We start from the raw sequence: 13475 nt of genomic DNA, 5'->3' as shown, positions 1-13475 counted from the left end.
GAGCTTCTCCTTAATCGACCCGGCCGGCACGGGCCAGCACGGCGTTGAGCAGTACGTCGGCGCCCTGGCGCACGTCCTCGGGCAGCACGTCTTCGGCCTCATTGTGGCTCAGGCCGCCCACGCAAGGGATGAACACCATGGCGGTCGGGCAGTAGCGCGCCAGCAGGATCGCATCGTGACCGGCACCACTGACGATGGCTTGCTGTGCGTATCCCAGGCCGTCCACCGCCGCCTGCACGGCGGCCACGCAGTCGGCATCGAAGGGTGTCGCCGGGCTGACCCAGTGGCGGTTGATGGTGACCCTCAAGCCACGCAGCGCGGCGATCGCCCGCAAGCGCGCTTCGACCTGCCGCTCCATTTCTTCGATGGCGCTGTCGTGGTGGTGACGCAGGTCCACGGTGAACTGCAGCAAGCCGGGGATGGTGTTGCGCGACGACTTGGCGATGCTCAGCTCGCCTACGGTAGTCAGGCCCTCGGGGGCGAAGTCGCTGGCCAGTTGTTCGATGGCCTGGATCATCGGGGCGGCGCCATAAAGGGCATCCTTGCGCAGGGGCATGGGTGTGGTGCCCGCATGGGCAGCCATGCCCTCGACCTGCACATCGAGCCAGCGAATGGCCTGGCCACCGCTGACCACACCGATGTTCTTGGCGTTGTCCTCAAGGATCGGGCCTTGCTCGATATGCGCCTCGAAATAGGCATCCACCGCCCCGCCCAACGGACGTTCGCCGGCGAAGCCGGTTCGCTCCAGTGCCTGGGCGACACTGATGCCCTCGGCATCGCGTACCGCCAGCGCGTCCTCGAGCTTCATGCTGCCGGTGAACACCGCCGAGCCGAACATGGCCGGGGTGAAGCGGGCGCCCTCCTCGTTGGTCCAGACGGCGATTTCAAGCGGCTTATGCGTCTGGATCTTCAAGTCATTGAGACGACGTACCACCTCAAGACCGGCCAACACGCCATACACGCCATCGAAGCGCCCACCTTCGGGCTGGGTGTCGAGATGACTGCCCATCATTACCGGTGCGGCATCCGGATCGCACCCTGGGCGGCGGGCAAACAGGTTGCCGATAGGGTCGACGCTCAGGGTCAGGCCGGCTTCACGGCACCAGTGGGCGAACAGCTCGCGCCCGGCCTTGTCTTCTTCGCTCAGGGCCAGGCGGCAACTGCCGCCCCGGGCGGTGGCACCCACTTCAGCCATGGCCATCAGGCTCGCCCACAGGCGTTCGCCGTTGCTTTTCAACATCGCAGCTACTCCAGAACTCATCGAAATTTCAGGCCATTTCCAGGCGGTGGGCGGCAGCATGGCGGCGCGCCAGGGCCAGCACACAGAGCAGCGAAATCGCCGCAATCACGCTGTAAAACACTGCCATCGGCCACCATTGGCCGGTGAACGTGTGCGCAAGCCAAGTGCCCACCAGCGGCGTCAGGCCGCCAGCAATGGCGCCACACACCTGATAGGCCATGGAGATCGCGGTGTAGCGCACATGGGTGTCGAACATGCCACTCACGTAGCCTGCGATCACCGCATAGAACGACGCCATGCAGATCACCGCCAGGGCAATGCCGACAATGATCAACGGTGCCTGGCCGGAACTGACCAGCACGAACATCGGATAGGGCGAGGCCATGGCCAGCAGCGACACCAGGCACAGGAACCGGGTGGCGCCCATTTTCTCCGCCACCCAGGCAGCCATGGGCTGGATGCAGAACTGAATGATCGCCACCACGAACAGGCACTCAAGGATCAACGAGCGTGGCAAGGCCAACTGCTGGGTGGTGTAGGCGATCATGAAGGTATTGGTGAAGTACACCCCGGCAATCCCCAGGGTATTGGCGCCGATGCACAGCAGCAGTGGGCGCCATGCAGTGCGCAGCACTTCCATGACCGGTGCCTGCTCCTTGCGCTTGGCCTTGCTGGCCTGTTCGCGACTGGCGAGGAACTCCGGTGACTCATTGACCCCCAGGCGAATCGCCAGGCCCACCAGTAACAACAGCGCACTGGCCAGGAACGGCAGGCGCCAGCCCCAGCTCATCAAGTCTTCTTCAGGCAGGCGGGTGACCGCGCTGAAGGCCAGCAGCGACAGGATCAAGCCCGCCGGGCTGCCCAACTGGGCGAAGGAGGCAAAGAAATTGCGCCGGCCCTTGGGTGCGTGTTCTCCGGCCATCAACACCGCCCCGCCCCACTCCCCGCCCACGGCAATGCCCTGGACGATGCGCAGCAGGATCAGCAACACCGGTGCGGCGGCGCCAATCTGCGCATAGGTGGGAAGCAAGCCGATGCAGACCGTAACCACGCCCATCATCAGCAAGGTGATCACCAGCGACTTCTTGCGCCCGATGCGGTCACCAATATGACCGAAGACGATTCCGCCCAGAGGCCGGGCGAAAAAACCCACGGCGAAGGTGCCGAAGGCGGCCATGGTGCTGAAAAGTTTGTCATCGGAGGGGAAGAACAAGGCGCCGAACACCAGGGCAGCGGCAGTGGCATAAATGTAAAAGTCGTACCACTCGATCATGGTGCCGATAAAAGCGGCAGCCGCGGCCCGGCGAGGCTGGGGCGAAGCGGGAGGCGTCATGGGTCAGGCTCCTTTGATTATTTTTCTGGCAGGAGAGAACGGTGTGTCCGGGGCGCTCTGGCGGCGCCTGTGCAAGATCGATTTTTTGCCTGGGGCTATGATTAGTCAATTTTCTATTTATTATTCACACTATTAGCCGCCCTTATATTTACAGAGCCCACCATGCCTGACCGCCTGCTCAACGACCGCCTGGACTGGAACCTGCTGCGTACCTTCCGGGTGATCGGCCAGGAACTGAGCATCAGCCGCGCCGCCGCCCGCCTGCACCTGACCCAGCCTGCGGTGAGCCAGGCGCTCAAGCGCCTGGAAGAACAACTCGGCCGCCAACTGATCGCCCGACGCGGCCCGCGCTTTGCCCTGACTGAAGTAGGCGAGCAGATCTTCCACCTGGCCGGGGAAATCTACGGGCAGATGTCCCAGGTCAGCGGTGTGCTGGAACAACCGGCGGATGAAGTGATCGGCAAGGTGCGGCTGCTGATGATCAGCCGGATCTGTTCCGAGCCCTTTGATGACTTCCTGGCCGAGTTTCATCGCCAGCATCCCCGGGTAGACCTGGAGATCGACGTAATGCGCAGCTCCGACATCATCAGCGCCCTGCAGGAAAAGACCGCGACCCTGGGCTTGAGCCTCAACCGTCGCCCGCAGCCGCGCCTGGAGCAGCGCTTGTTCCTGCGCCAGCGCTACGCCTTTTTCTGTGGCAAGCACCATGCGCTGTTCGGCAAGCAGCAGGTGGCCGAAGGCGACCTGCAGAAAGAGAATTTTGTCAGTTTTACCAGCGACCAGATTGGCGGGATGCTCTCGCCATTGACCATCTTTCGTGACCAGCAAGGCTTCAGCGGGCGCATCGTGGCGTCGTCGCCGAGCCTCGAAGAAGTGCGGCGTCTGGTGATTGCCGGATTTGGCATCGGTTGTTTGCCGGCCCATGTTGTGGTCACGGATGTCGAGGCCGGGTTGCTCTGGCAACTGCCGCCCAACGAAGGGATTGCCGATGTCGACATTCACCTGCTGTGGAACCGTGAGCAACGCATGAGCCGGGCCGAGTCGGTGTTCATCGAGGCCGCTCAAGCCAGTTGTGGGCTGGCTTCGTAGCAGCGGCTACGGTTTTGCCGATAAATATCTGCAACACACCCCACGCTGTCTATTTTATTAGACGTTCGTATTACACGTCATTCGGCCATAACTGTTGGTGTAGAGCACCAGGATCGATATTCCCCGACAAACCCTTGAAACAATTTGTCAGAATTTAATTGACACACCTCTGTCACCTTCTTATTTTCGCTCCTGCCTCACCTCCTTCAAAAAAATAATTCAAAACAAAACACGGGCCAGTGCCATCCATGATGCCAGTCTCTTCACGCGCACCCAGCAAGCAGAACAACGGACCCGTTCTCAGCGTTACCCCTCGCCAGCCCGCTCCTCAGAACCAGGAGCGCGCCCAGCATGCCCAGTAATAACGCCGCAGCCCCCGACGCCCAATTCAAAAAAACGCTCAAGCTCTGGCAGGTGGTGATCATCGGCCTGGCCTACATCGCCCCGATGACCGTGTTCGACACCTTCGGCATCGTCTCCGGCATTACTGATGGGCATGTACCCAGCGCTTATGTGTTGGCCCTGCTCGGCATCCTCTTCACCGCCGTGAGCTACGGCGTGCTGGTTCGCCGCTTTCCGGAATCCGGCTCGGCCTACACCTACACCCGCCGAGCGATCAATCCGCATGTGGGCTTTCTGGTTGGCTGGTCGTCGCTGCTCGACTACCTGCTGCTGCCGATGGTCAACGCCTTGCTGGCCAAGCTGTACCTGTCGGTAATGTTCCCCGAGGTGCCGGCCTGGGCCTGGGTGGTGGGTTTTGTGACGGTGATGAGCCTGATCAACATCCGCAGCATCAACCTGGTGGCCAACTTCAACACGCTGTTCGTGGCGATCCAGGCCATCATCATCGGTGTCTTCATCTACCTGACCGTGCGCGGACTGCACAACGGTGAAGGCCTGGGCACCACGTGGAGCCTGCTGCCGTTTGCCGGCGAAGACACCCACCTCAATGCGCTGGTGGCCGGCGCCACCATCTTGTGTTTCTCGTTCCTGGGCTTTGATGCAGTCACTACCCTGTCGGAGGAAACCGAGAACGCCGAGAAGGTCATCCCGCGGGCGATCTTCCTGATTGCGCTGATCGGTGGCCTGGTGTTCATCATCGTTTCGTTCTACATCCAGTCGTTCTTCCCGAACATGGACCGCTTCCAGGACCACGAGGCCGCACTGCCGGAAATCGCGCTGTATGTAGGCGGCAAGCTGTTCCAGTCGATCTTCATCTGCTGCACCTTCATCAATACCCTGGCCTCGGGCCTGGCCTCACAAGCCAGCGTGTCGCGCTTGCTGTATGTGATGGGCCGCGACAACGTCATCCCCAAGCGCTACTTCGGCCGCCTGCACAGCACTTGGAAAACCCCGGTGATCAATATCGTGATCGTCGGCTTCATCTCGCTGTCGGCTATTTTCTTCGACCTGGTGACCGCCACCTCGGTGATCAACTTCGGTGCGCTGGTGGCCTTCAGTTTCGTAAACCTGTCGGTGATCGTTCACTGCTACTGGCGAGAAGGCCAGAACAAGACCCTGGCCGACAAGTTCAAGTACCTGGTCGTGCCCACTATCGGTTTTTGTATCATCGCCATCCTGTGGCTGGACCTCGACGAGCACTCGCTGCTGTTCGGCGGGGTCTGGGCCGCGACCGGGGTGTTGTACCTGGCGTACCTGACCAAAGCCTTCAAGGTTGCGCCGCCGAGTTTCATTGCCGAGTAGAGCCCCATGAGAACAGCCCGTCGATATCGACGGGCTTTTGCGTTCAATACCGCCAACAATAAGGACGTCCCCATGCTGCTGCGCCGCCTGCTGATTCAATGGAAGATCACCCTGCTGGCAGGCCTGTGCCTGCTGGCCATCGTCGCGGTGCTGATGGCGGCGGCGCTGTTTCAATCCAGTCGCAGTGCCGCCCTGGTCAACAGCGCCAACACGCAGATGCTCGACCAGAACGCCCGCCTGCGCCTGCACACCTATGCCCAGCTGCAGGCGTCGCGCATCCAGCGTTACTTCAAGGATGCCTACCTGTATGGCAACGGCGTCGCCCACCTGATGACGGCGCTCAAGGCGCAAGGCAGCGATAACCTGCGCCAGGTGCTGACGGCGCAGGCGAAAACGGCACTGGGCGACAATCCGGAACTGCTGGGCCTGTACCTGGTGTACTTGCCCGATGCGCTCGACGGCAAGGACAGCGCTTTCATCGATCAGGCCGACCTGGGCAGCAATGAGAACGGACGCTTTTCCCTGTATTGGTCGCAACCAAAGCCCGGCCAACTGGAGTCCGAGGCGATGCCTGAGTCCATGCTCGCCGACACCACCCTGGGCGCCAACGGTTTTGCCTACAACCGCTGGTTGACCTGCCCATTGGAAACCGGCGAAACCTGCGTGATCGATCCCTACTTCGACACCGTCGGCGACCGTACGCCATTGATGACCAGCATTGCCATCCCGCTCAAGCAGGGCGGCAAGGTGATCGGCGTGATGGGCCTGGACATCAGCCTCGACAACCTGCAGCAACTGAGCCTTGAGGGTCGTCAGGAACTGTTCGACGGTAACGGCCAGGTCAGCATCATCAGCCCTGCCGGCCTGCTGGCCGGGCATAGCCGTGACGGCGGCCAGCTGAGCAAGAAGTTCGAGGCAGTGTTCGGCCCGCAAGCCAGCGCCCTCACCGCACAGATCCGCGCCGGCAAGGCGGCCGAATTCACCAGCGATGGCATGCTCCAGGTCAGCCAACCGTTTGTGCCGGTACCCGGTGCGCAGCCGTGGAACCTACTGCTGGAAGTACCCGAAGCGGTATTGCAGGCCCCGGCCATTGAGCTCAATGCGCGCCTGGACGCCCATAATACCCGCGCCAACCTGACCAGCCTGCTCATGGCTCTGGGCGCCGCCGTGCTCGGGCTGCTGGTGATCTGGATGACCGCCCGTGGCGTGACCCGGCCGATCCTCAAGGTGGCGGCGATGCTCAAGGACATCGCGAGCGGAGAAGGCGACCTCACCCGCCGCCTGGACTACAACGGCAAGGATGAACTGGGCGAACTGACAGGTTGGTTCAACCGTTTTCTCGACAAGCTGCAACCCGTAATTGCCGACGTCAAAACCTCGGTACAGGATGCACGCGGCACTGCCGACCAGTCGGCAGCCATCGCCAGCCAGACCAGCGCCGGCATGCAGCAGCAATTTCGCGAAGTGGACCAGGTGGCCACTGCCTCGCAGGAAATGAGCGCCACTGCCCAGGACGTTGCCCGCAACGCCGCCCAGGCGGCGGAAGCGGCGCGCGGTGCCGACCAGGCTACCCGTGAAGGGTTGGCGCTGATTCGCACCACTACCCGCGCTATCGAACAACTGGCCTGCGAGATGACCGCCGGCATGGAAGAAGTGCAACAACTGGCCAGCCGCAGCGAGCAGATCGGATCGGTACTTGAGGTTATCCGTTCTATCGCCGAGCAGACCAACCTGCTCGCCCTGAACGCCGCGATCGAAGCGGCCCGTGCTGGTGAAGCGGGCCGGGGCTTTGCCGTGGTGGCAGATGAAGTGCGCAACCTGGCCAAGCGCACCCAGGACTCGGTGGATGAAATCCGCGTGGTAATCGAAGGGCTGCAGCAAGGTACGCGCGAGGTAGTCGGCTCGATGCACAGCAGCCATCGTCAGGCTCAGAGCAGCGTGAGCCAGGCCGAGCAGGCGCTGCCGGCGCTGCAGCGGATTGGCGAGGCGGTGACAGTGATCACCGACATGAACCTGCAGATTGCCTCGGCCGCCGAAGAACAGAGCGCGGTGGCTGAAGAGGTGAACCGCAATGTAGCGAGCATCCGAGACGTGACCGAATCGCTATCCGGGCAGGCTGAGGAGTCGGCACAGATCAGCCAGGCGTTGAACCGCCTGGCCAATCATCAGCAAGGGCTGATGGCGACGTTCAAAGTGTAGAAGCCGCCTTGCTGCACTACCGCGATGTGGTTGGAAGATCGCGCTGGAGGGGCAAGCTCGCTGCTGCGGGCCGAGGGGACTCCCCAGCCCCTTGGCAGGCTACGAAGTCTTCCTTGCGCAGCGCTACCAAAGCAATCAGCGACACCACCCCGGTGCCGATGTAGAAGTACCACGGTGACGAAATATCCCCGGTCTGCTGGATCAGCCAGGTCGAAATGAACGGCGCACTGCCGCCGAACACCGCCACCGGAATGTTGTACGCCACCGCAATCCCCGTGGAGCGGATGCGCGTGGGCAGCAGTTCGCTCATGGTGGCGTAGGTGGACGAGGCATACAGCCCGAAGAAGATCGCCACCGCCATCAACGGCAGGAAGAACGAACCCGGCGTGGCCGTGGGCGCCGCCTTGAAGAACCAGTACATCGAAAGCGTTGCCAATACCCCCACCACTATCAGGAAAGTTTTGCGCCCGTAGCGGTCGGTGAACAGCCCGCCAAACGGCATGACGAATGCGGCCGTCAAACTGGCGATGAACACGTAGAGCAGCGTGGTACCACTGTCGAACTTGAGGATCCGCGACATGTAGGTGGAGGCGAACGTCAGTACCAGGTAGAAGATCGAGCTGTGCAGGGTGATGATGAAAAACACCAGGGTGATCGCCCGCTTCCATTGCCACACTTCACGCAGCGGTGCCTTCGAAGTTTCCCCGGCCCTCTGCAGCGCCAGGAACTCAGGGCTGTCCTCGAGTTTGAGGCGAATGTACATGGAGATCAGCCCCATGGGGCCGGCGACCAGGAACGGAATGCGCCAGCCCCAGTCCTGCATCATTTCCGCACCCAGCAGCCAGGTCATACCATTGGCGACCGCACCACCCAGCACCAGGCCAAGCACAGCGGTCACCATCAGCCAACAGGTAGAGAAGCCCCGCCGCCCGGGCCCTGCATATTCAGAGATGAAGCTGGTGATGGTGCCGATCTCGCCACCGGCAGAAAAGCCTTGAACGCAGCGAATCAGTACCAGCAGGATCGGCGCGGCGATACCAATGGAGGCGTAGGTGGGCAGCATGCCCAACAGGCAAGTGGAGCCTGCCATCATGACCAGGACAGTGATGAGCGTTTTGCGCCGGCCGATCCTGTCGGCCAGCGGTCCGAAAAACAGACCACCCAGTGGCCGGATGAAAAAGCTCAAGGCAAAGGCGGCAAAACTGCTGAGCAAACTGGTGGTCGGGTCGTCGGAGACGAAAAACGCCTGGCCGATGTACACCGCCAGAAAGCCGTACACGCCATAGTCGTACCATTCAATGAGGTGCCCAGAGGTTGCACCGATAAAGGCGCGGCGCCGTTGCCGGGCCGGGTTGTGCTGACGCGTTGCCATAGAAGTATTCCTGTCTTGTTCTTATTGATGGAAAACAGTCACGGGGAAACAACCGTACCGGGAGCCTCCTGCAGCCATTGACGCAGTGCAGTCTTGGGCACCTTGCCGTAGCTGTTTTTCGGCAATTCGGTGAGGAACACGTACTTCTTCGGCTTTTTGAACGACGCCATGCGCGCGACGAACCAGGCCGTGAGCGATCGTTCATCCAGCGGCTGGTTGTCACGGGCAACCACAAAGGCCACCACCGACTCGCCCCACTCTTCGTCCGCCTCGCCAACCACGCACACCTCGAACACCTCGGGGTGCAGCGCCAGCACCTCCTCCACCTCTCGCGGATAAACGTTGCTGCCGCCGGAGATGATCACGTCTTTGCAGCGGTCGGTGAGGGTCAGGTAGCCATGATCGTCAAAGTAGCCAATGTCGCCGGTCAGCAGCCAGCCATCGACCAGTGCCTCGCGTGTAGCCACCTCATTGCGCCAGTAGCCATGCATCACCGTCGGCCCACGCACGGCAATCTGGCCAGGCTGCCCTGCCGGCAGCGAGTGCAGCTGGGTATCGAGCACGCAGACATCCACACAGGCATGTGCCCGCCCCACCGAAGAGACGATGCGGGACCAGTCCGGGCGCTCACGATCGGCGATCAGCTCGCGGGACAAGGCGCTGATGGTCATCGGACTCTCCCCTTGGCCGTAGATCTGCACCAGACGCGGGCCAAAGGTGCTGAGCGCCTCCTGGAGATCGGCCAGGTACATCGGCGCACCACCGTACACGATGGTCTTGATGCCTTCGCCGGCATAGCCGATACACCGGGCCTGCTCGACCATGCGCTTGACCATGGTCGGCGCCGCGAACAGCGTTACGTTGCCCAGCTGGGTGGCAAGCCCGAACAGCTCGTCGGCCTTGAAGCCACGACTCTCGGGCACTACATGCCGGGCGCCGCAGCGTACATGGATGAAGTTGTACAGGCCGGCACCGTGGGACATGGGCGCGGCATACACCACGGCGTCCAGGGCACTCACCGCATCCACATCCAGCGGGTAACACAGCGACATTGCCGCCAGATTGCCATGGGACAGCATCACGCCCTTGGAGCGCCCGGTGGTCCCGGAGGTGTAGAACAGCCAGGCCAGGTGATCGGCGTTGCAGCTATAGGGGACGGGCTGGACACCACCGACATCGATCGTTGTCCGGCTGCGCCCCGCCATCTCGCGGCAGGCCAGCTCGTTGGGGGCAAAAACCTGCCCGTCATCCGTGAACAGTACCCGTGCCTGGGCGTTGTCAACGATCCAGCCGGCTTCGCTGCGGTGCAGCTTGCAATTGATCGGCACCACCACGCCGCCGACCCACCACACCGCGTACATCAGCTCCAGGTACTCGCAGCAGTTCTTCATGAACAGCGCCACGCGATCACCCGGTTCGACCCCGTGCTGGTGAACCAGCTCGTGGGCCAGGCCGCGCACCCTGGCAGCAAAGCTCTGATAGTCGGCAACCTGCCGCGCCCCTTCGAACAGCGCCGGACGCCCGGGCCAGCACTGGGCAGCGGCATGCAGCCAATTGGCAATATTCACCGTTACGCCCTCCGCGCCTGCAGCACCGTGGCGTAGTTGGCCACCGCCATTCCACCCATGTTGAACAACAGGCCGAACTCGGCATTCGCTGCCGCCAGGCCGATCGGGTTGCCGGTCAACTGGCCGAACGCCAAGGCATGCATCGACACCCCCGTGGCCCCCACCGGATGCCCCTTGGCCTTGAGCCCGCCCGACAGGTTTACCGGCAAAGTACCGCCGGCCTGCACGATCCCCTCTTCCAGTACCCGATGACCCTGACCTTTCGGCGCCAGGCCCATGGCTTCGTAGATCAGCAATTCGGCGATTGTGAAACAGTCATGAACCTCGGCAAAGTTCAGCTCATCCAGCGTGACCTGCGCCTGGCTCAGGGCAGACTGGATCGCCCGCTGCGGGCCTTCGAACGCCAACAGGTCGCGCCGGGAAAGCGGCAAAAAGTCATTGACCTGAGCCATGCTGCGGATCGCCACCTCACGACGGAACTGCCTGGCGCGTTTTTCCGACGCCAGCACGATCGCCGCCGCGCCGTCGGTGACCAGCGAGCAGTCGGTCAAGCGCAGCGGCTCGGCGATGTGGGGGTTGCTCTCGGACACCGTATTGCAGTGCTCGAAACTCATGGCCTTGTGCATCTGCGCCAGCGGGTTGACCATGGCGTTGTCGTGGTTTTTTGCGGCAATCGCAGCCATGGCCGCCAGCGGACTCTGGTAACGCTGGCCGTACCCCGCGGCTGCCAGCCCGAACAGCTGAGGGAAGCTCAACCCAGCCTCTTCTGCATCATGCTGATACCCCGCCCCGGCCAGGGCTTGGGTAACCTGTGCGGTGGAGTTCGAGGTCATCTTCTCGGCCCCCACCACCAGCACCAGCTCCGCAGCGCCCGAGCGAATCGCATTGATCCCCGCCTGAATCGCCGCCGCGCCCGAAGCACAGGCGTTCTCGCAACGCGTGGCGGGTTTGAAGCGAAGCGCAGGATCGGCCTGCAGCATCAACGATGCCGGGAAACCGTCGGGAACCAGCCCCGAATTGAAATGCCCGAGATACAGCGCGTCGATCTCCGAAGCGGCAACATTCGCATCCGCCAGCGCGGCACGGGTGACATCAATGATCAGATCTTCCAGCGTGGCATCGTTCAGGCGGCCAAAACGCGAATGCGCGGCGGCGACGATGCTGATGGAATCGGTAGCCATGGTTTTATCCTTGTGGTTGAACAGGCGTTCCCTACAATGGCCCCAACCTCCAGGCCCTCGCTATTCGTGCAACTACGTATAGGGATGAGTAGCCCGACTGATAGATACTGCGTGGGAAAACTCCATAGAAACGAGGGAGGCCTGCCCCATGACCGACCCAGCCCGACAACTGCAAGACCTTGAACGCCTGGCCTTCCAGGTGTCGCCCGCGCCACAAGTCATCACCGGCAACCGCCGCATGCTCGACCTCAACGAAGCCTTCCAGAGCTTGTTCGGCTACGAGCGTGATGAGCTGATGGGCGAACTGATCCTCAAGCTCTACCCGTCGCAAGCCGACTACCAGGCCATCGGCGAACGCAGCCTGAGCTGGCTGCGTCACGCCAGGAACGGTGCCTACTCTGACGAGCGTTTCATGCAGCACCACAGTGGCGAAGTCTTCTGGGCCCGCGCCAATGGCTACACCCTGACCCCGGATGATCCATTCCAATTGATGGTGTGGCATTTCGAGCGTATGGACCGGGTGTTCAGGCCTACCGTCAACCTCACGCCCAGGGAGCGGGAAATATCCGCCCATATCGTCAACGGACTGACGTGCAAGGAAATTGGCCGCAAGCTGAATATCTCGCACCGAACGGTGGAAGTGCATCGGGCGCGCCTGATGAAAAAGCTTGAGGCAAAAAACAGTGCAGAATTGGTGTCGCGGATTATTGTGTTGAACTGAGCAGCTCTCCCCCGACCCGCCACTCGTCGCATTTGGAAATATTACCTCAACTTCCCTCCAGCCTCTGGCGTGGCTATTGCACAAGCCGGCTCTAGCGGCCCCGGGAAGACGTAATTCTGACGCGGCAGCGGCCACAATAATTGCTTGTTATCGGAGATGCACCGTGTCGACGCTCAGTGAAATCGCAATGAACCACGCGAGAATGGTCAAAAGGCTGGCGGAGGAATCGCTTGAGCAGGAAGCTCGACTGCCACTGATCGTGGGTGGTTTCGAAGTATCAACCACTGATACACCTGAGCACATGCCGCTGCACTTCATCATGGACGCTCAAGACAGGACAATCGACCTGATCGCTGTCGCTGTCTGAGCGAGAGGAACGTCGAGCAGTCCTTGACAAATTTTTCACGGAGCAAGGTGCACATTACCCCTACTCTCTCGTGACACCTTAGGCCCGCTACTTGCGGGCTTTTCTTTGCCTGCCATTTCACCGGTTCAGTTGAGCAGCACTCAAACTTAGTGCAAGCTCCAAGGAACTCTCGCACCCGAAAAGGATTTCAAGGATGCCATTTCCACCAAACGAGCGAACCGCGCTGCTGGCAGTCAAAGGCGTAGGTCCTACCGTCATCACCCGGCTTGAGCAGATGGGGATCGAAACGCTGGCAGAGCTGGGTAAATCGGATGTCGGCGACATCCTGGCTCAAGCATCGGCAGCTGTAGGATCAACCTGCTGGAAAAACAGTCCACAAGCCCGCGCAGCCATCACCGCGGCGGTTGATCTTGCCAGAGGGTCGATTGGAAGCAGCGTGGACGGGTAGGCTCGTTGGCTCTGCTCTTCTAGTTGCCGAGACAAACTTGTCTCGGCAACCTGATTGAGGTTGCAATCTTCGTCTTGGCAGGCGATTCGTGCGGACCGGATCGGATGATGTTCCCGAAAAACCGCACGCATGAAAAAGCCCAACCTGATAAGATTGGGCTAAGTCATTGAAAATAATGGTCGGGACGGAGTGATTCGAACACTCGACCCCTTGCACCCCATGCAAGTGCGCTACCGGGCTGCGCTACGCCCCG

The 13475-nt window shown here is 61.5% G+C and carries 11 protein-coding genes and 1 tRNA gene; 6 read left to right on the top strand and 6 right to left on the bottom strand.

Going from position 1 to position 13475, the window contains the following annotated elements; genetic code table 11:
- Window positions 1-10: 10 nt before the first annotated feature.
- A complete protein-coding gene (locus H621_RS0101590) occupies window positions 11-1240 on the bottom strand; it encodes a Zn-dependent hydrolase (RefSeq protein WP_028941684.1) in 1230 nt (409 codons plus the stop codon).
- 28 nt (window positions 1241-1268) lie between these two features.
- Window positions 1269-2573 carry an MFS transporter gene (locus H621_RS0101585; protein WP_028941683.1) on the bottom strand — a complete coding sequence of 435 codons (1305 nt, stop codon included), beginning with the start codon at window positions 2571-2573 and terminating at the stop codon, window positions 1269-1271.
- 162 nt (window positions 2574-2735) lie between these two features.
- On the opposite strand from H621_RS0101585, the gene H621_RS0101580 reads away from it, so the two are divergent.
- From H621_RS0101580 to H621_RS29385, 3 genes are all read left to right on the top strand, one after another.
- Window positions 2736-3662 (top strand): LysR family transcriptional regulator, encoded by a 927-nt coding sequence (locus H621_RS0101580; protein WP_028941682.1) that lies wholly within the window; start codon window positions 2736-2738, stop codon window positions 3660-3662.
- Between the two features lie 351 nt (window positions 3663-4013).
- On the top strand, window positions 4014-5366 hold the full coding sequence (locus H621_RS0101575; RefSeq protein WP_028941681.1) for an APC family permease: 1353 nt from the start codon (window positions 4014-4016) through the stop codon (window positions 5364-5366).
- Window positions 5367-5438: 72 nt separating this feature from the next.
- Window positions 5439-7565 (top strand): methyl-accepting chemotaxis protein, encoded by a 2127-nt coding sequence (locus H621_RS29385; RefSeq protein ID WP_028941680.1) that lies wholly within the window; start codon window positions 5439-5441, stop codon window positions 7563-7565.
- A 16-nt stretch (window positions 7566-7581) separates the two neighbouring features.
- Here H621_RS29385 and H621_RS0101565 read toward each other — a convergent pair whose 3' ends face one another.
- The 3 genes from H621_RS0101565 to H621_RS0101555 are packed head-to-tail and all read right to left on the bottom strand — an operon-like array spanning window position 7582 to window position 11686.
- Window positions 7582-8937, bottom strand: coding sequence for an MFS transporter (locus H621_RS0101565; protein WP_028941679.1), 1356 nt, complete (start codon window positions 8935-8937; stop codon window positions 7582-7584).
- A 38-nt stretch (window positions 8938-8975) separates the two neighbouring features.
- A complete protein-coding gene (locus H621_RS0101560) occupies window positions 8976-10505 on the bottom strand; it encodes a class I adenylate-forming enzyme family protein (protein WP_028941678.1) in 1530 nt (509 codons plus the stop codon).
- Between the two features lie 2 nt (window positions 10506-10507).
- Window positions 10508-11686, bottom strand: a complete 1179-nt coding sequence (locus H621_RS0101555; protein WP_028941677.1) for a thiolase domain-containing protein — start codon at window positions 11684-11686, stop codon at window positions 10508-10510.
- 148 nt (window positions 11687-11834) lie between these two features.
- Between H621_RS0101555 and H621_RS0101550 the strand changes: the two genes are divergently transcribed.
- The 3 genes from H621_RS0101550 (at window position 11835) to H621_RS0101540 (ending at window position 13222) form a co-directional block, all read left to right on the top strand.
- The gene (locus H621_RS0101550; RefSeq protein WP_028941676.1) at window positions 11835-12407 is read left to right on the top strand and encodes a LuxR C-terminal-related transcriptional regulator; all 573 of its coding nucleotides are present in this window, start codon (window positions 11835-11837) and stop codon (window positions 12405-12407) included.
- A gap of 163 nt (window positions 12408-12570) precedes the next feature.
- The gene (locus tag H621_RS0101545) at window positions 12571-12774 is read left to right on the top strand and encodes a hypothetical protein (protein WP_028941675.1); all 204 of its coding nucleotides are present in this window, start codon (window positions 12571-12573) and stop codon (window positions 12772-12774) included.
- A gap of 193 nt (window positions 12775-12967) precedes the next feature.
- Complete coding sequence (locus H621_RS0101540) at window positions 12968-13222, top strand: Pathogenicity locus (RefSeq protein WP_028941674.1); 255 nt, start codon at window positions 12968-12970, stop codon at window positions 13220-13222.
- A 176-nt stretch (window positions 13223-13398) separates the two neighbouring features.
- On the opposite strand, the gene H621_RS0101535 is transcribed toward H621_RS0101540, so the two are convergent.
- Window positions 13399-13475 (bottom strand) — tRNA-Pro (locus H621_RS0101535).

Origin of the sequence: Pseudomonas vranovensis DSM 16006 (genome assembly GCF_000425805.1) — a bacterium.
In the GTDB taxonomy this organism is placed as follows: Bacteria; Pseudomonadota; Gammaproteobacteria; order Pseudomonadales; family Pseudomonadaceae; genus Aquipseudomonas; species Aquipseudomonas vranovensis.
Note: the sequence above shows the minus strand (reverse complement) of the source record. Positions and strands in the feature narration are given on the sequence as shown.